Origin of the sequence: Humibacter sp., assembly GCF_051954055.1 — a bacterium.
Taxonomy (GTDB): Bacteria; Actinomycetota; Actinomycetes; order Actinomycetales; family Microbacteriaceae; genus Humibacter.
In genome coordinates this window covers 29134-45785 of the sequence record NZ_JBQCIE010000146.1, presented here as the reverse complement: position 1 = coordinate 45785, position 16652 = coordinate 29134, and the positions used below count along the sequence as shown (strand labels likewise).

17 protein-coding genes are annotated in these 16652 nt (G+C 67.1%); 10 read left to right on the top strand and 7 right to left on the bottom strand.

Annotated elements, in window-relative coordinates; translation table 11 throughout:
• The 3 genes from hisD to ACTHNC_RS18875 all read left to right on the top strand — a co-directional run.
• The coding region (gene hisD / locus ACTHNC_RS18885; RefSeq protein WP_440296173.1) for a histidinol dehydrogenase at positions 1-1108 on the top strand (1108 nt) is incomplete at its 5' end.
• 35 nt (positions 1109-1143) lie between these two features.
• The gene (gene nrdR, locus ACTHNC_RS18880) at positions 1144-1614 is read left to right on the top strand and encodes a transcriptional regulator NrdR (RefSeq protein WP_440296172.1); all 471 of its coding nucleotides are present in this window, start codon (positions 1144-1146) and stop codon (positions 1612-1614) included.
• Between the two features lie 29 nt (positions 1615-1643).
• Positions 1644-2675, top strand: a complete 1032-nt coding sequence (locus ACTHNC_RS18875; protein ID WP_440296175.1) for a quinone-dependent dihydroorotate dehydrogenase — start codon at positions 1644-1646, stop codon at positions 2673-2675.
• A 7-nt stretch (positions 2676-2682) separates the two neighbouring features.
• On the opposite strand, the gene ACTHNC_RS18870 is transcribed toward ACTHNC_RS18875, so the two are convergent.
• Complete coding sequence (locus ACTHNC_RS18870) at positions 2683-3573, bottom strand: RNase H family protein (protein ID WP_440296171.1); 891 nt, start codon at positions 3571-3573, stop codon at positions 2683-2685.
• An 8-nt stretch (positions 3574-3581) separates the two neighbouring features.
• Entirely contained in the window at positions 3582-4148 is a 567-nt protein-coding gene (locus ACTHNC_RS18865; protein ID WP_440296170.1) for a DUF3043 domain-containing protein, read from the bottom strand.
• Between the two features lie 38 nt (positions 4149-4186).
• Here ACTHNC_RS18865 and ACTHNC_RS18860 point away from each other — a divergent pair, with 38 nt between their 5' ends.
• The 5 genes from ACTHNC_RS18860 to ACTHNC_RS18840 all read left to right on the top strand — a co-directional run bounded on the left by ACTHNC_RS18860 (position 4187) and on the right by ACTHNC_RS18840 (position 9304).
• Positions 4187-5599 carry a dipeptidase gene (locus ACTHNC_RS18860; protein WP_440296169.1) on the top strand — a complete coding sequence of 471 codons (1413 nt, stop codon included), beginning with the start codon at positions 4187-4189 and terminating at the stop codon, positions 5597-5599.
• A 70-nt stretch (positions 5600-5669) separates the two neighbouring features.
• A complete protein-coding gene (gene erpA, locus ACTHNC_RS18855; RefSeq protein WP_440296168.1) occupies positions 5670-6044 on the top strand; it encodes an iron-sulfur cluster insertion protein ErpA in 375 nt (124 codons plus the stop codon).
• Positions 6045-6235: 191 nt separating this feature from the next.
• Positions 6236-7120, top strand: coding sequence for an aa3-type cytochrome oxidase subunit II (ctaC, locus tag ACTHNC_RS18850; protein WP_440296167.1), 885 nt, complete (start codon positions 6236-6238; stop codon positions 7118-7120).
• 14 nt (positions 7121-7134) lie between these two features.
• The gene (gene ctaD, locus ACTHNC_RS18845; protein ID WP_440296166.1) at positions 7135-8877 is read left to right on the top strand and encodes an aa3-type cytochrome oxidase subunit I; all 1743 of its coding nucleotides are present in this window, start codon (positions 7135-7137) and stop codon (positions 8875-8877) included.
• Position 8878: 1 nt separating this feature from the next.
• Positions 8879-9304, top strand: a complete 426-nt coding sequence (locus tag ACTHNC_RS18840) for a cytochrome c oxidase subunit 4 (RefSeq protein ID WP_440296165.1) — start codon at positions 8879-8881, stop codon at positions 9302-9304.
• Between the two features lie 102 nt (positions 9305-9406).
• Here ACTHNC_RS18840 and ACTHNC_RS18835 read toward each other — a convergent pair whose 3' ends face one another.
• The 5 genes from ACTHNC_RS18835 to ctaE are packed head-to-tail and all read right to left on the bottom strand — an operon-like array spanning position 9407 to position 14449.
• Positions 9407-10231 carry a methyltransferase domain-containing protein gene (locus tag ACTHNC_RS18835; protein ID WP_440296164.1) on the bottom strand — a complete coding sequence of 275 codons (825 nt, stop codon included), beginning with the start codon at positions 10229-10231 and terminating at the stop codon, positions 9407-9409.
• Positions 10232-10264: 33 nt separating this feature from the next.
• Positions 10265-11872, bottom strand: a complete 1608-nt coding sequence (qcrB, locus tag ACTHNC_RS18830; RefSeq protein WP_440296163.1) for a cytochrome bc1 complex cytochrome b subunit — start codon at positions 11870-11872, stop codon at positions 10265-10267.
• Positions 11869-12939, bottom strand: a complete 1071-nt coding sequence (gene qcrA / locus ACTHNC_RS18825; RefSeq protein WP_440296162.1) for a cytochrome bc1 complex Rieske iron-sulfur subunit — start codon at positions 12937-12939, stop codon at positions 11869-11871. Before qcrA ends, qcrB begins: the two co-directional genes overlap by 4 nt.
• A gap of 39 nt (positions 12940-12978) precedes the next feature.
• Positions 12979-13788: a cytochrome bc1 complex diheme cytochrome c subunit gene (qcrC, locus tag ACTHNC_RS18820; RefSeq protein ID WP_440296161.1), complete on the bottom strand. Its 810-nt coding sequence runs from the start codon at positions 13786-13788 to the stop codon at positions 12979-12981.
• A gap of 22 nt (positions 13789-13810) precedes the next feature.
• Positions 13811-14449: an aa3-type cytochrome oxidase subunit III gene (gene ctaE / locus ACTHNC_RS18815; protein WP_440296160.1), complete on the bottom strand. Its 639-nt coding sequence runs from the start codon at positions 14447-14449 to the stop codon at positions 13811-13813.
• Positions 14450-14525: 76 nt separating this feature from the next.
• Here ctaE and trpD point away from each other — a divergent pair, with 76 nt between their 5' ends.
• Together trpD and dhaK are read left to right on the top strand one after the other, a co-directional pair.
• Positions 14526-15575: an anthranilate phosphoribosyltransferase gene (trpD, locus tag ACTHNC_RS18810; protein ID WP_440296159.1), complete on the top strand. Its 1050-nt coding sequence runs from the start codon at positions 14526-14528 to the stop codon at positions 15573-15575.
• Positions 15576-15603: 28 nt separating this feature from the next.
• Positions 15604-16602, top strand: coding sequence for a dihydroxyacetone kinase subunit DhaK (gene dhaK, locus ACTHNC_RS18805; protein WP_440296158.1), 999 nt, complete (start codon positions 15604-15606; stop codon positions 16600-16602).
• The last annotated feature ends 50 nt before the right edge of the window (positions 16603-16652 follow it).

The window sequence follows — 16652 nt, the reverse complement described above, 5'->3', positions numbered from 1 at the left end:
CGAGGCGCTCGAGCACCTCGACCCGACCGTCCGGCGTGCGCTCGAGGAGGCGATCCGCCGCGTGCGCATCGCCTCCGCCGCGCAGGTGCCGCCCCCCACGACGACGGATCTGGGGCCGGGAGCACGCGTCGAGCAGTGCTGGCAACCGGTGCGGCGCGCCGGCGTGTACGTGCCCGGCGGGAAGGCGGTCTACCCGTCGAGCGTCGTGATGAACGCTGTGCCCGCCCAGGTCGCCGGCGTCGGATCCGTCGCCCTCGCGAGCCCGGCACAGCGCGACTTCGACGGCTCGGTGCACCCACTCATCCTGGGCGCCGCAGGACTCGTCGGCGTCGACGAGGTCTACGCGATCGGCGGAGCAGGAGCCATCGGCGCGCTGGCGTACGGCGTGCCCGACCTTCCGCTCGAGCCCGTCGACATCGTCACCGGCCCTGGCAACATCTACGTCGCCGCAGCCAAGCGCCTGGTGCACGGTGTCGTCGGCATCGATGCGGAGGCGGGCACAACGGAGATCCTCGTCATCGCGGATGCGTCGGCCGACCCGCGCCTCGTCGCCGCCGACCTCCTCAGCCAGGCCGAGCACGACGAGGCGGCCGCCTCGCTCCTCGTGACGGACTCCGAGGAGCTCGCGCAGGCGGTGCAGCGCGAACTCGACCACCTCCTGGCCGCGACCGCCAACCGGGAACGGGCATCCGTCGCCCTCGAAGGGCCGCAGTCGGCCATCGTGCTCGTCGACGACGAGGAGACGGCGACGCGTTTCAGCGACGCGTACGCCCCAGAGCACCTCGAGGTGCATACCACCGATCCGGATGCCACGCTGCTGCGGCTGACGAACGCCGGCGCGATCTTCCTCGGCTCGCACTCACCGGTCAGCCTCGGCGACTACCTCGCCGGGTCCAACCACGTGCTTCCCACCGGCGGCTCGGCGCGATACTCGTCGGGCCTCGGCGCGTACACGTTCCTACGCCCGCAGCAGATCATCAGATACGACGAACGCGGACTCGACTCCGTCGCTCCGCACGTGATCGCCTTGGCCGAGGCCGAGCGGCTGCCCGCACACGGTGAGGCCGTCGCCGCGCGCAACACCGTATCGTCGAGAGCCGATTCCTGAGCACGAGACCCGACACGCCATAACCTGGAGCCGCCATGTTCTGCCCCTTCTGCCGTCATCCGGACTCCCGTGTGGTGGACTCGCGCACGTCCGACGACGGTCTCTCCATCCGCCGCAGACGGCAGTGCCCGGAGTGCGGGCGCCGGTTCTCCACGATCGAGACGGCGAGCCTGAACGTCATCAAGCGCAGCGGCGTTGTCGAACCGTTCAGCCGCGAGAAGATCATGGCCGGCGTGCGCAAGGCCTGCCAGGGTCGTCCCGTCACGGACTCCGACCTGGCGATGCTCGCTCAGAAGGTGGAGGAGGCGGTGCGCGCGACGGGTGTCTCGCAGATCGACGCGAATGAGATCGGCCTGGCGGTGCTGCCCCCGCTGCGCGAACTCGACGAGGTGGCGTACCTGCGGTTCGCGAGCGTCTATCAGGCGTTCGACTCGCTCGACGACTTCGAAGACGCCATCGGGGCGCTGCGCGCGGAGCACCACTCGCAACCCGCTGCGGCGGAGTGAGGGTGGAGAGCCGATATCGTGGCTTCGCCATGTACCGCATCCTGTTCTCGCTCGTGTTCCGGCACATGGATCCGGAGCGGGCGCACCACCTGGCCTTCACCGTCATCCGTGTGCTCCCGAAGCTCGGGCTCCGTAGGACGGTCTCCCGCTTCACCCTGCCGAGGCGAGACCTCTCGGTTCGCGCGCTCGGTCTGACCTTCCCGACACCGTTCGGGGTCGCCGCCGGTTTCGACAAGAACGCCACCGCCATCCTTGGGCTCGGTGCCCTCGGGTTCGGGCACATCGAGGTGGGCACGGTGACGGCGGTCCCGCAGCCCGGGAATCCGCGGCCGAGACTCTTCCGACTCATCCCTGACCGCGCGATCGTGAACCGGATGGGGTTCAACAACAAGGGCGTGATCGCGGCGGCCGCGAAGGTGTCGAAAGCACGGACAGCGCGACGGCGCCCGGTCATCGGCGTGAACATCGGCAAGTCGCGGGTCGTCGAGGTGGCGGATGCCGTCGCCGACTACCGCGTGTCGGCCAGGGCCGCCGCACCGGTCGCCGACTACCTGGTCGTGAACGTCAGCTCGCCGAACACCCCGGGTCTGCGAGATCTGCAGGCTCTCGATTCGTTGCGGCCACTGCTCGAGGCGGTCAAGGAGGAGGCAGGATCGACCCCGTTGCTCGTCAAGATCGCCCCGGACCTCGCGGACGACGACATCCTGGCGATCGCCGAGCTCGCCGTTCAGCTCGGGCTCGACGGCATCATCGCGACGAACACGACCATCTCGAGAGACGGACTGACGACCGATCGCGAAGTCGTGGAAGCGGCCGGCGCCGGAGGACTCTCCGGTGCGCCACTGGCGACCAGGTCGCTCGAGGTACTGCGGCTTCTGCGCTCGCATGTGCCGTCCGCGCTCTGCATCGTCTCGGTGGGCGGGGTGGAAACGGCGGAGGATGTCAAGGCACGCCTCGACGCCGGCGCCACGCTCGTGCAGGGCTACTCGGCGTTCATCTACCGAGGCCCCCTCTGGGCGAGGGCGATCAACCGCGGCCTCGAGCGGCTGTCCGCAGTCTGATCGGCGATCACTCGGCCGGCGTGCCCTGGTGGAACCTAAGCCGCCAGCGTCCGCCGTCGCGCACCCAGAGCGAGCTGCGCAGGGCGGAGCCCGCGGCATCCTCCGTGCGGAAGACGAGCAGCATCGCGTCGGGTGACACGCGGTCCACCGAGATGACGTCGACGATCCGGGCGTCGTCGCCGGCGGGGGAGAGGGACACGTCATCCCTGCTCCACATCCGGCCGGAGCGTCCGACCTCGAGGAACTCCGGGTGCAGAAGCACGCCGAGCTCTGCGACGTCGTCGCGCACGCGTGAGGTGAGCAGGGCCCGTTCCTGGCGCAGCACGACATCCTCGTCGGGCTCTTCGACAAGGTCGTCGAACAGGGCGAGCTGCGGTGCCGGCGCCGCGGCTTCCGCCGGCCCGTTGCTCGCTGCGGATTCCGCCACGACGGCGACAGCACGCCAACCGGGTCCCGCGTCGACGGGGGACCCGTTCTGGTACGAGGTGGCGACGGCGCGTGCCCGGGTGTCCGCCGCCTCGTTGAGCTCGTGCCCGGTGTGACCGCGCACCCACTCGAACGCGTAGCTGCGTCCGACCAGCGCCGCGTCGAGCCGCTTCAGAAGGTCAAGGTTCTGCACAGGGGAGCCGTCGGCCTTGCGCCAGCCCTTCCGCTTCCAGCCGGGCAACCACTTGGTGACCGCGTTGATCACGTACTGGCTGTCGCACAGGATGCGCAGGTCGTCCGGCTCGCCGGCCGTCGACTCCAGCAGGTCGATCACCGCCATCAGCTCGCCCTGGTTGTTGGTGCCGTGCGGCCAGCCTCCCGCGGCCCAGGTCGAGTCGTCCACGTACCAGGCCCAGCCGGCGGGGCCGGGATTACCCAGAGCTGAGCCGTCCGCCGCTGCGGTGATCGTCATCGCGCGGGCTATGCGGGGAAGTGGCCGCGCTTCACCTGCGGCTTCGGGATGCGGATCATGCGGAACTGCAGGGCGCGCATGACGGCGTACCAGGTGAGCCCCCGCTCGAGAGTGCCGAACTTGTCCCGCAGCCGGCGCTTCATGGTGAAGGTCATGATGGCCGAGTCGATCACGGCGATCGCGAAGAACCCCCACAGCACGAAGATGCCGTAGTACTGAAGAGCCTGCACCGGCACGAACGTGAACACGATGATGACGAGCATCACCGGCATGAGGAACTCGGCGACGGTGTAGCGGGCGTCGACGTAGTCGCGAACGAACCGGCGCTGCGGACCGCGGTCGCGCTGCGTCAGGTAGCGCTCGTCGCCGGACGCCATGCCGAGCCGTGCGCGTTCACGCGCTTCTGCGTTCTTGACACGCGCGTCTTTGGCCGCCGCCTTGCGGTCGGCCGGCACGAGCGGGCGCTTGCGCGCGGCTTCGCGCTCGGCACGGCTCGGCGTCGCGTGTCCCTTGCCGGTCGTCGGATTCGTCTCGGATTCGGCAGCGGGGACGGTGGGTTCTGCTCTTTTGGCCACGGAAAGTCCTCGATAGTCGTCAGATTAAGATTACCCGCATGAACGAAGCCGATCAGCCACGGGACGATCTCACGACAGCACTCGACGACGCCGTACAGGCGGGGATGCCGCACGCCGTCGCCGACCTCACGGACCTCGTGCGCATCCCATCGGTCTCCTGGTCGGCGTTCGATCCGAAGAACGTCGAACGCAGCGCGGATGCCGTCGCCCGCCTCCTGCGCGACCTGCACGTCTTCGAGAGCGTCGCGATCGCCCGCGCACCGATCGGTGAGGGCGGGGCCGACGCCGAGCAGGGACAGCCCGCCGTCATCGCACGCAGGGCCGCGCGCGGCGGCGCCCCGACAGTCCTTCTGTACGCCCACCACGACGTCCAGCCGCCCGGCAAGGACGAGGACTGGCAGACCTCGCCGTTCGAGCCCACCGTGCGCGGCGACAGGCTCTACGCCCGGGGTGCCGCCGACGACAAGGCCGGTGTGATGGCGCACGTCGCCGCGATCAGGGCGCTGACCGAAACGGTCGGAGACGAGTTCGACCTCGGACTCGCCGTCTTCATCGAGGGCGAGGAGGAGTTCGGGTCGCGCTCGTTCGCGAACTTCCTCGCGCAGAACAAGGATGCCCTCGCCGCCGACGCGATCATCGTCGCCGACTCGGACAACTGGAGCGTCGACGTGCCCGCGCTGACCGTCGGACTGCGTGGCAACGTCACGTTCCGGCTCACCGTCTCCACCCTCGAGCACGCGTCCCACTCCGGGATGTACGGCGGGGGAGTGCCCGACGCGATGATCCCGCTCGTCAGGCTGCTGGCGACGCTGCACGACGACGATGGGTCGGTCGCGGTGCAGGGCATGACCTCCCATGACGCCGATGTGCCCGAGTTCTCGGAGGAGCAGCTGCGCGAAGACGCGGCAGTGCTCGACGGGGTCTCGCTGATCGGGCGCGGTCCCGTGCTGTCCCGGCTCTGGAACCAGCCGACCATCACCGTGACCGGAATCGACGCGCCCAGCGTGGCGAACGCATCCAACACGCTGCTGCCCTCCGTCGCGGTGCGCATCAGCGCTCGGGTCGCGCCGGGGCAGCGTGCCCGCGATGCGTTCGACGCGCTCGAACGCCACCTGCGAGCCAACGTGCCGTTCGGAGCGCACCTGGAGATCGACGACGTCGACCTCGGCGACCCGTTCCTCGTCGACACGAGCGGCTGGGCGGCCCGGGAGGCGAAGGCCGCGATGAGGGACGCCTGGGGCGCTGAACCCGTCGAGACCGGCATCGGAGGCAGCATCCCGTTCATCGCCGACCTCGTTCGCGAGTTCCCGGATGCCCAGATCCTGGTCACCGGCGTCGAGGATCCCGACACCAGGGCTCACAGTCCCAACGAGTCGCTGCACCTCGGGGTCTTCCGCCGGGCCATCCTCACCGAGGCCCTGCTGCTGGCCCGGCTGAACAGGCGGGGCTGACGCCCGCCGTTCAGGCGCCTGACCTACACTGGGGCCAGGCAAGAGAACGTACGAAGGGATGAGGCACTCGATGAGCGAGACCACTCTCACCGGCGCCGGCACGGCGACCGAGTCCAAGGCGCACGGTGTGCTCCTGACGGATGCCGCCGCCGATAAGGTGCGCAGCCTCCTGAACCAGGAGGGCCGCGACGATCTGCGGCTGCGTCTGGCCGTCCAGCCCGGTGGATGCTCCGGGCTGATCTACCAGCTGTACTTCGACGAGCGCTTCATGGACGGCGACGCCACCGTCGATTTCGACGGAGTCGAGGTCATCGTCGACAAGATGAGCGCGCCGTACCTCGACGGGGCGACGATCGATTTCGAGGACACGATCCAGAAGCAGGGCTTCACCATCGACAACCCCAACGCGAGCGGGAGCTGCGCCTGCGGCGACAGCTTCCACTAGGCGCCAACTGACATATCACTGACGAAAAGGACCGGCCGATCAGCCGGTCCTTTTCGCATCCCGGAAGCATGCTCGCGGCCGGGCGCAGGGTGCGTCCGGCACGCGAAGGCCGCCGCGATGGCGATAGGCTAGGCAATGGTCATCGCAGCAGCGAATGCCGCTGCGCCCACGAATCACTCGAAAGGTCACCGGTGCGTCACAATCGCCGTTTCCGATGGGCTGCAGTTCCGATCGCAGCAATGGTCGCGCTGGTCTTGGCCGGCTGCACGCAGTCCCAGTTGAACGGATTCCTACCCGGATTCAACGGCAAGACCCCGGTCACCAACCACACGGAGCGCGTCTCCGGCCTGTGGGTCACCTCGTGGATCGTGCTGCTCCTGGTCGGCCTCGTCGTGTGGGGCCTGATCATCTGGTGCGTCATCGTGTACCGGCGTCGCAAGGGTCAGACCGGCCTTCCCGTGCAGCTGCGCTACAACATGCCGATCGAGATCTTCTACACGATCGTGCCGCTCGTCCTGATCCTCGGCTTCTTCGCCTTCACCACTCGCGACCAGGACGCGATCGAGAAGCCGTATGCCCACCCCGACCTGACGATCCAGGTCTACGCGAAGCAGTGGTCGTGGGACTTCAACTACCTCTCGAACGACGTCTACGACCCGGGTATCCAGGCGCAGCCGAACGACAAGGCCGACGTTCCCGCCGGCTCAGTGGTCGAGGCACAGCTCCCGACGCTCTACCTGCCGGTCGACAAGAAGATCACGATCAAGCTCAACTCGCGCGACGTCATCCACTCGTTCTGGGTTCCGGCGTTCCTCTACAAGAAGGACGTCATGCCGGGCCACACGAACTACATGTACTTCGAGCCGACCCGCGAGGGCACGTACCAGGGCAAGTGCGCCGAGCTCTGCGGCGAGTACCACTCGGCGATGCTCTTCCAGGTCAAGGTGGTCTCCGAGTCCGAGTACCTGCAGCACATCCAAGACCTCAGGGACCGCGGCTACACCGGTAGCCTCGGCTCCAACGACGACCGCAACCTGAACCAGCCCGGAACGGGCGCCCCGAAGAACAACGACTAAGGCATCGGCGAGTAATGAGTACGACTACAGCACCGGCCCCGGCGGCGGCCACGCCATCCGTTCAGATCCTCGGCGCGACCAAGATCCACCGCAAGGGCAACATCCTGGTCAACTGGATCACGTCCACCGACCACAAGACGATCGGGTACATGTACCTGGTCACGTCGTTCGTGTACTTCTGCATCGGCGGCGTGATGGCGCTGATCATCCGAGCTCAGCTCTTCGAGCCCGGTCTGCAAGTCGTGCAGACGCGTGAGCAGTACAACCAGCTGTTCACGATGCACGGCACGATCATGCTGCTGATGTTCGCGACCCCGCTGTTCGCCGGGTTCACGAACGTGATCATGCCGCTCCAGATCGGTGCGCCCGACGTGGCGTTCCCGCGTCTGAACGCGCTGGCGTACTGGCTCTACAACTTCGGTTCGCTGATCGCGGTGGGCGGCTTCCTGACCCCGCAGGGCGCTGCCTCGTTCGGATGGTTCGCGTACGAGCCGCTCTCGTCCGCGACGTTCTCGCCAGGGTTGGGTGGGAACATGTGGTTCCTGGGCCTGGCGGTGTCCGGTTTCGGAACGATTCTGGGTGCCGTGAACTTCATCACGACCGTCATCACGCTTCGTGCGCCCGGCATGACCATGTTCCGGATGCCGATCTTCACCTGGAACGCGCTCGTCACCTCGATCCTGGTGCTGATGGCGTTCCCGGTCCTGGCGGCCGCGATCCTGGCCGCCGCCGCCGACCGTGTGCTCGGTGCGCACGTCTTCGACGCCGCGAATGGTGGCGCCATCCTGTGGCAGCACCTGTTCTGGTTCTTCGGGCATCCCGAGGTGTACATCATCGCGCTGCCGTTCTTCGGCATCGTCACAGAGGTGTTCCCTGTCTTCAGCCGAAAACCCGTGTTCGGCTACAAGACGCTGGTGTACGCCACGATCGCGATCGCCGCGCTGTCGGTGAGCGTGTGGGCGCACCACATGTACGTCACCGGGATGGTGCTGCTGCCGTTCTTCTCCCTGATGACGATGTTCATCGCGGTGCCCACCGGCGTGAAGATCTTCAACTGGATAGGCACGATGTTCCGGGGCTCGTTGACGTTCGAGTCGCCGATGTTATGGGCGATCGGCTTCCTCGTGACGTTCACGTTCGGCGGCCTCACCGGTGTGATCCTCGCCTCGCCGCCGCTGGACTTCCACGTCTCCGACTCGTACTTCGTCGTCGCGCACTTCCACTACGTGGTGTTCGGCACCGTCGTCTTCGCGATGTTCTCCGGCTTCTACTTCTGGTGGCCGAAGTGGACAGGCAAGATGCTGAACGATCGGCTGGGCAAGTGGCACTTCTGGTTGCTGTTCATCGGCTTCCACACCACGTTCCTCATCCAGCACTGGCTCGGCGTCGTCGGCATGCCGCGCCGGTACTACAGCTACCTCCCGCAGGACGGCTTCACCTGGATGAACCAGGTGTCGACGATCGGGGCGGGCATCCTGGCGATCTCGATGATCCCGTTCTTCCTGAACGTGTACATCACGGCGCGTTACGGAGCGAAGGTGACGGTTAACGACCCGTGGGGGTATGGCCGCTCGTTGGAGTGGGCGACGAGTTGCCCGCCACCGCGGCACAACTTCACGTCGATTCCGCGCATCCGCAGCGAGTCCCCGGCCTTCGACCTGAACCATCCGGAGGTGGGTCTTCCGATCGGAATCGGACCGGGTAAGGATGCCCCGGACACCGCGGTTCTCGACGCGTCAGATGCAAAGGTGAAGTGACATGCGTACCAGTGCGACAGTCTTCTGGATCATCGCCGCCTTCTTCTTCCTGATGGCGATCGTCTACACGGTGTGGTCGTGGTACTACTACCCGAACCATGAGCTCGAGCCGGTCGGGACCGTGGCCCTGACCCTGACGGGGATCCTGGGTGTCTTCATCGCGTTCTTCCTCCAGCGCACCCACGCCACGCAGAACGGCGTAGAGCTGCCCGAGGACCGCCTGGACGCGAACATCGACGACGGCGACCCCGAGCTTGGGCACTTCAGCCCCTGGAGCTGGTGGCCGTTCATGCTCGGTCTCTCGGCTGCGATCGGTGCACTCGGCATCGCCGTCGGTTGGTGGATCGTGCCGATCGGCGGCGCTCTCGCAGCCGTCAGCCTGGTCGGCTGGGTGTACGAGTACTACCGGGGCTACTTCGCCCGCTGACGCCGCGCTGAGCGCTTGTAGAGCGGCCTCCGGGAAGTTCCGTCAGGGTCTTCCGGAGGCCGTTTCTCATGCGCGGAGGGTGTGGGGGACAGGGATCCTCGGTCAGGACGGGCGAGGGCGGAAGCGCAGCACGTCGACCGCCACCGTGACCTCGCGCGGCAGCGCGACGGGCGGCTGCTCGCCGCCGTGGTGGCCAGACGGTCCCATCATGCGCAGTGCGATGGCCGTCTCCCGCGTCACCGCGAGGGTGTAGCGAACGGGCGTGAGTTGTTGGGGGACGAAGTGCTCCGTGAACTCCTCCGTGACGCGCTGCGCCTTGTCCGCGGGCACGTCGAGCATCGGCATGGCGTTTCGCAGCTCGATCAGGTGATCCTGCCGGGGAGTCGCGACGACCAGGCATCCATCTGGCGCGAGGATGCGTCTGAACTCGCCGGCGTTGCGCGGGGCGAACACGTTGATGATCGCGTCCGCTGCGTGATCCCGGATCGGGAGCGGACGCCACGTGTCCGCGACGAGACCGTCCGCGTGTTCGCGTCCGAGGTGCTTGACGGACCGTCGCACGGCTTCGGAGGCGATATCGGTGGCGAGCACACTCATCGGGGAGTGCGCCAGGATCCTCGCCGCGTAGTGCCCCGTGCCGCACCCAGCGTCCAGGAGCCGACGGGCACCAGGAGCGAGCACGTTCTCCGTGACGACGCGTGCGACAGGGTCGTAGGCGCCGCTGCCCAGCAGGTCGGCGCGGGCGTCCAGCATCTGCGGGGTGTCGCCGGCGATACGCGGCTGGGATGCCAGCATGCTCACGTAGCCGCGCTTGTTCACGTCGAAGCGATGGCCGTTCTCGCAGCCGAGGACGAGCGGCGGCAACGGGGAGAGCAGGCGGAAACAGATCGGGCACCGAAGCCACTCCGACAGCGTCGTGAGTGACATCGGTGCCCGATCGAGGTGGGATTCGCTACCGCGTCAGTGGTGACCGTGCCCGGACTCGAGCTCGTTCTTCGTGACCGGCTCGAGGCGGTCCTCGAAGAACCAGCGGGTCATCCCCGCACGGAGGCGCGCAGCCGCCGTGATCTTGCCGCGCGAGTTGGGACGCAGCATGAGGGGCTGGTACGTGTCATAGCTGATCAGGCGCCACCGCTCGTACTCGTCGAGCGGCTGGTGCACCTCGATGAACTCACCGCCCGGCAGCTTGACGATGCGGCCGGATTCGTAGCCGTGCAGCGCGATGGAACGGTCCTTCTTCTGCAGGGCAAGGCAGATGCGCTTCGTGACGAAGTAGGCGATGATCGGCCCGACGATCAGCGTGACCTGAAGTGAGTAGATGACGCCTTCCATCGTGAGCTTGAAGTGCGTAGCGATGATGTCGGAGCTCGCCGCCGCCCACATGACGGCGTAGAACGTGACACCTGCAGCACCGATCGCCGTGCGCGTCGCCTGGTTGCGGGGACGGTCGAGGATGTGGTGCTCGCGCTTGTCACCGGTGACCCACGCCTCGATGAACGGGTAGATCGCGACGAGAACGAGGAACACCAGGAGGATGACGACGGGTATGAACACGTTCAGCGACCAGGTGTGATTCAGCCAGACGAACTCCCAGTGCGATGGCATCAGACGCAGCATGCCGTCGGCGAAGCCGATGTACCAGTCCGGCTGGGTACCGGCGGAGATCGGTGACGGGTCGTATGGACCGTAGAGCCAGATCGGGTTGATCGTGAACAGGGACGCCATCAGGGCGAGCACTCCGAACACGATGAAGAAGAACCCGCCGGCCTTCGCCGCGTACACCGGGAGGATGGGGTAGCCCGCGACGTTCTGCTGCGTGCGGCCCGGCCCCGCGTACTGGGTGTGCTTGTGCACCACGATGAACACGAGGTGAAGCGCGATGAACGCTACGACCAGAGCGGGTAGCAACAGGATGTGCAGCGTATAGAGGCGTCCGACGATCGAGGTTCCGGGGAACTCCCCGCCGAAGATGAGGAAGTTCAGCCACGTGCCGATCACCGGGATGCCCTGGATGAGGCCCGAGATGATGCGGAGGCCGTTGCCGGAGAGCAGGTCGTCGGGGAGCGAGTAGCCGGTGAAGCCCTCTGCCATGGCGAGGACGAACAGTGTGAAGCCGATCACCCAGTTGAGCTCACGCGGCTTGCGGAACGCGCCGGTGAAGAAGATGCGCAGCATGTGCAGGCCGATGGAGGCCACGAACAGCAGCGCCGCCCAGTGGTGGATCTGGCGAACGAGGAGGCCGCCGCGCACGTCGAACGAGATGTTCAGCGTGGAGTTCATGGCGGCCGACATCTGGATGCCCTTCAGGGGTACCCAGGAGCCGTGGTAGATCACGTCGGCCTGCGAGGCCTGGAAGAAGAACGTCAGGAACGTTCCGGTGATCAGGATGACGACGAAGCTGTACAGCGCGATCTCGCCGAGCAGGAACGACCAGTGGTCGGGGAAGATCTTGCGGCCGAACTCCTTGACGACCGCGGAGATGCCGGTGCGCTCGTCGATGTAGTTCGAGGCGGATGCGGTGAAGCTGCGCTTAGGGGCCGTGGTTTCAGCGGCGGTCGTGGTGGTCAATGACGCTCCCAGAAACTCGGGCCGACGGGCTCGTGGAAATCGCTCTGCGCGACGAGGTATCCGTCGGCATCCACTTCGATCGGCAGCTGAGGCAACGGACGGCTCGCCGGGCCGAAGATGACACGCGCCTCGTGGGTGATGTCGAACTGCGACTGGTGGCAGGGGCACAGCAGGTGGTGCGTCTGCTGTTCGTACAGGGCCACCGGGCATCCGACGTGGGTGCAGATCTTGGAGTACGCCACGATGCCGTCGTACGCCCAGCCGGCGCGGCCGTGCGTCGGGTGAAGGTCCTTCGGGTCGAGGCGCATCAGCAGCACCGCGGCCTTGGCCTTCTCGTCGAGCGCATTCTCCTTGTCATTGATGCCCTCGGGCATGACGTGGAACACGGATCCGATGGTGACATCGGATGCCTTGATAGGCGTGCCGGAGGGGTCGCGCGTGAGCCGCATCCCCTTCTTCCACATGGTGTGGGAGAGCAGCTGCACCGGGTCTTGGTTCATCGGGCCGAGGCCGCGGAACAGCACGATGGCCGGGAGCGGGAACGCGACGAGTGCGCCGATCAACGAGTTGCGGATCAGGGTGCGACGGCCGAAGCCGGACTCGGCGTCGGCCTCCTTGAAGATCTCGACTGCCCGTTCCCGCGTCTCGACCGAGCCGTGGACCGGGTGCCGGAGGTCGATGCCCTCCTTGTCGACCATGAGCGCCTTGGCCCAGTGCACTGCGCCGAAGCCGATCGCGAGAAGCGCGAGCGCCATGCCGAGGCCGATGGCCAGCGTGCTGAAGCGCACGTCGGAGATCTTGCCGGACTCGATCGGGAAGGCGATGTAGGCGGCGATCGCCCAGATGCTTCCCACGATGGACACGTAGAAGAGCGTGTAGATCGTCCGCTCCGCGCGACGCTGCTTGCGCGGGTCCTTGTCGGTGATCCTCGCGCGGTGCGGCGAGAAGCCGGGATTCTCCACGGCGTCCTGCACGATGACGGCCGTTCCCGGGTCGCCGGGACGGTGGTCGACGGCCGACGAGGCGGCGGGCGTGATCTCCGTGCCGCCGTTATCGTCCAGTGCCATTGCTCTCCTTCTTGCGCTCGTCTACGAACCGCGCGCGCATCAGTTCGACTTCGCCGTGATCCAGACCGTCAGAGCGACGATCGAACCGAGGCCGAAGATCCAGATGAACAGGCCCTCGGCCACCGGGCCGAGCGATCCGAGTTCGAAACCGCCGGGGGAGGGGTTGTTCTGGATGAATTGCAGGTAGGTGATGATGTCCTTCTTGCCCTCCGGCGTGATGTTCCGGTCGTTGAAGACGGGCATGTTCTGCGGGCCGGTCACCATCGCCTCGTAGATGTGCGTCGGAGAGACTCCACGGAGCGGGGGAGCGTACTTGCCCTCGGTGAGGGCGCCGCCGGCGCCGGCGACGTTGTGGCACATGGCGCAGTTCACGCGGAACAGCTGGGCACCCTTCGCCGCGTCGCCGTTCGGATCGGTGATGTCAGATCCGGGGATGCCGGGGCCGGGGGCCAGCGACGCCACGTACGCGGCGAGCTGGTCGATCTGGTGCTGGTCGAACTGCGGCGGCTTCTCCTCGGCCTGCGGTCCCTGCATGGCCATGGGCATGCGGCCGGTGCCCACCTGGAAGTCGACGGCGGCCGCGCCGACGCCGATCAGGCTCGGGGCGTCGCTCGTACCCTGTGCTTCGAGGCCGTGGCAGCTGGCGCAGTTGGCCTGGAACAGCCTCTTGCCCGCGTCGATGTCGCTCTGGCTGGATGCCGTGGCGTCCGCGCTCGAGCCCGTCGCGTTGAACGCGGCGTACGCTCCACCGGTCAGGCCCAGCCCGATCGCGATGAGTGCGACAGTGGCAAGCGGATGCCGGCGTGCGCCCTTGCGCTTGCGAGCGGTCTTTTGCGTTGTCTCCCGCATTGAGGTGCCCTGCTCCTGATCTCTATTTGAGGACGTAGATGACCAGGAAGAGCCCGATCCAGACGACGTCGACGAAGTGCCAGTAGTACGAGACGACGATGGAGCTGGTCGCCTCCTTGTCTCCGAACCTCCGCACCGAGAACGCGCGGCCGATCACGAACAGCATCGCGATGAGACCACCGGTGACGTGTAGGGCGTGGAAGCCCGTTGTGAGGTAGAAGGCCGAGCCGTAGGCGTTGGCGTCGATCGACACGCCCTCGCTGATGAGGCCGGCGTACTCGACGACCTGGCCGGCGACGAAGATGGCGCCGAGTGCGTAGCTGAGCGTGAACCACTCCGCCATGCCCCAGTGACGCGGGCTCGGGCCGGTGGCGCGAGCCTGGAAGCGCTCTGCTGCGAAGACTCCGAACTGGCAGGTGAACGAACTGGCGACCAGGATGAGCGTGTTCGTCAGGGCGTAGGGAACGTTGAGGTGGGGCGTCTCGGCGGCCCACAGCTGCGGCGACGTCGAGCGCAGCGTGAAGTAGATCGCGAAGAGGCCCGCGAAGAACATCACCTCGCTGCCCAGCCAGACGATGGTTCCGACGGCCACCACGTTGGGGCGGTTGATCGTCGGCGCCGTAACCGATGGAGAAATCGAGGTGCTCGTCACGGTTCCCATTATGGCCGATTTCGGGGGCCGGTTTTCGCAATCGCCCGCCTAATGGGGCGGATTGCGATCCCCTAATATCGCCTGTATGGCGGAAACCCGGACCTGGCCGACGATCATCTCGACCGTGCTCGAGGGTGAACATCTCAGCGTTGCCGACGCGGCCTGGGCGATGGAACAGGTCATGACGGGCGAGGCGACGGATGCCCAGCTCGCCGGATTCCTGGTCGCCCTGCGCACCAAGGGGGAGACCGTCGACGAGATAGTCGGGTTCCGCGACGCGATCCTGGAGCACGCTGTGCCGCTGCCGTTGGATCCGATGGCGCTCGACATCGTCGGAACGGGCGGTGACCGGTACGGCACGGTGAACGTGTCGACCACGGCTTCGATCGTCGCCGCCGCATCCGGAGTTCCGGTGATCAAGCACGGCAACCGGGCCGCGAGCTCGCAATCGGGTTCCTCTGATGTGCTGTCAGCGCTCGGGCTCGACCTGGCTCTGCCCGCCGACCGTGTCGCCGACGTCTTCGAGCGTGCCGGCATCACCTTCGCGTTCGCCTCGCTGTTCCACCCCGGGTACGGGAACGCGGCGGCCGTGCGTCGCGAGTTGGGAATCCCTACCGTCTTCAACATCCTCGGTCCGCTGATCAACCCGGCACGGCCGGAGGCATCCGCCGTAGGAGTCGCGCAGCTGGACAGGGTTCCGCTCATCGTCGGCGTGTTCCAGACGCGTGGGGCGACCGCGCTCGTGTTCCGCGGGGACGACGGGCTCGACGAGCTCTCCACGACCGGCCACAGCCACGTCTGGGAGATCTCCCGCGGCCTCGTGACGGAGCACGACATCGATCCGCGGGAGCTCGGCATCCCTCGCGCCGACATCGAGGACCTGAAGGGCGGGGACGCCGCGCACAACGCCGAGGTGGTGCGCGCGGTCTTGGCGGGGCAGTCCGGCCCGGTGCGCGACATCGTGCTGCTCAACGCGGCCGCCGGTCTGGTCTCGTTCGAACTGGCATCCGACCCGGCCAGCGGGCAGCGCAGCATCCTCGGACGATTCGCGGAGAAGCTGCGCGTCGCGGCGAACGCGATCGATTCGGGCGCTGCGGCGGCGAAGCTCGAGGAATGGATCGCGGCGTCGCGATAGCGGTGCCTGCCGACCGCGGAGGCCGAGCATGAAGAAGCTGGTGAACGATCCTCGGTCGTTCGTGGCGGAATCGCTGGCGGGTTTCGCGCGCGCACACGGGGATCTCGTGCGGGTGAGCACTGCTCCGACGTTCGTCGTGCGTTCGCAGCTCGTGCCAGGCAAGGTGGGCATCGTGTCGGGTGGCGGAAGTGGCCACGAGCCGCTGCACACCGGGTTCGTCGGCCGAGGGATGCTGGATGCCGCCGTGCCCGGCGAGGTGTTCACGTCACCGACGCCGGACCCGATCCTGGCCGCAACGCGCGCCGTCGATCAGGGCGCCGGCGTGCTTTACCTGGTGAAGAACTACACGGGCGACGTGCTCAACTTCGAGACGGCGGCGGAGTTCGCCGCGGCGGAGGGAATCCTGGTGCGCACCGTCGTGATCGATGACGACGTTGCGGTGCAGAACTCGGAGTTCACGGCGGGGCGGCGTGGCGTGGCCGGCACTCTGCTGATCGAGAAGATCGTCGGCGCGGCCGCGGAGCGCGGCGACGGAATCGACGAGCTCGAGACGCTGGCGACGCGACTGGTGGCATCCGTTCGCTCGATGGGGGTGGCGATCGGCGCGCCGACCGTTCCGCACTCCGGCAAGCAGAGCTTCGAGCTCGGTGCCGACGAGATCGAGTTCGGAATCGGCATCCACGGAGAGCGCGGTCGCGCTCGCGTACCGATGGCCTCGGCGGATGAACTCACCGATCGCGTGCTTGATGCGGTTCTGGACGACCTGTCCAGGAAGCCGGGGGAGCGGATGATCGTGCTCGTCAACGGCATGGGAGCGACCCCGGTCGCGGAGCTCTACCTGGTGTTCCGGCGGGTCGCCGAGAGGCTGGATGCCGCCGGCGTGGGGATCGCGCGGTCGCTCGTCGGCTCGTACGTCACGTCGCTCGACATGGCAGGGTTCTCGGTGACCTTGCTCACGGCGGACGAGGAACTGCTCGACCTCTGGGACGCGCCGGTGCGCACGGCGGCGCTGAGCTGGGGGGTTTGAGCACAAGGTGAACAGGATTGTCTAGGTTCACGCGGTGAGTGAGCTTTGCG

Excerpts from the sequence above, each read along its gene's own strand:
- nrdR (WP_440296172.1), top strand. The coding sequence starts at position 1,144 with ATGTTCTGCCCCTTCTGCCGTCATCCGGACTCCCGTGTGGTGGACTCG.
- ACTHNC_RS18875 (WP_440296175.1), top strand. The coding sequence starts at position 1,644 with ATGTACCGCATCCTGTTCTCGCTCGTGTTCCGGCACATGGATCCGGAG.
- ACTHNC_RS18870 (WP_440296171.1), bottom strand. The coding sequence starts at position 3,573 with ATGACGATCACCGCAGCGGCGGACGGCTCAGCTCTGGGTAATCCCGGC.
- ACTHNC_RS18860 (WP_440296169.1), top strand. The coding sequence starts at position 4,187 with ATGAACGAAGCCGATCAGCCACGGGACGATCTCACGACAGCACTCGAC.
- erpA (WP_440296168.1), top strand. The coding sequence starts at position 5,670 with ATGAGCGAGACCACTCTCACCGGCGCCGGCACGGCGACCGAGTCCAAG.
- ctaD (WP_440296166.1), top strand. The coding sequence starts at position 7,135 with ATGAGTACGACTACAGCACCGGCCCCGGCGGCGGCCACGCCATCCGTT.
- ACTHNC_RS18840 (WP_440296165.1), top strand. The coding sequence starts at position 8,879 with ATGCGTACCAGTGCGACAGTCTTCTGGATCATCGCCGCCTTCTTCTTC.
- ACTHNC_RS18835 (WP_440296164.1), bottom strand. The coding sequence starts at position 10,231 with ATGTCACTCACGACGCTGTCGGAGTGGCTTCGGTGCCCGATCTGTTTC.
- qcrA (WP_440296162.1), bottom strand. The coding sequence starts at position 12,939 with ATGGCACTGGACGATAACGGCGGCACGGAGATCACGCCCGCCGCCTCG.
- qcrC (WP_440296161.1), bottom strand. The coding sequence starts at position 13,788 with ATGCGGGAGACAACGCAAAAGACCGCTCGCAAGCGCAAGGGCGCACGC.
- ctaE (WP_440296160.1), bottom strand. The coding sequence starts at position 14,449 with ATGGGAACCGTGACGAGCACCTCGATTTCTCCATCGGTTACGGCGCCG.
- trpD (WP_440296159.1), top strand. The coding sequence starts at position 14,526 with ATGGCGGAAACCCGGACCTGGCCGACGATCATCTCGACCGTGCTCGAG.
- dhaK (WP_440296158.1), top strand. The coding sequence starts at position 15,604 with ATGAAGAAGCTGGTGAACGATCCTCGGTCGTTCGTGGCGGAATCGCTG.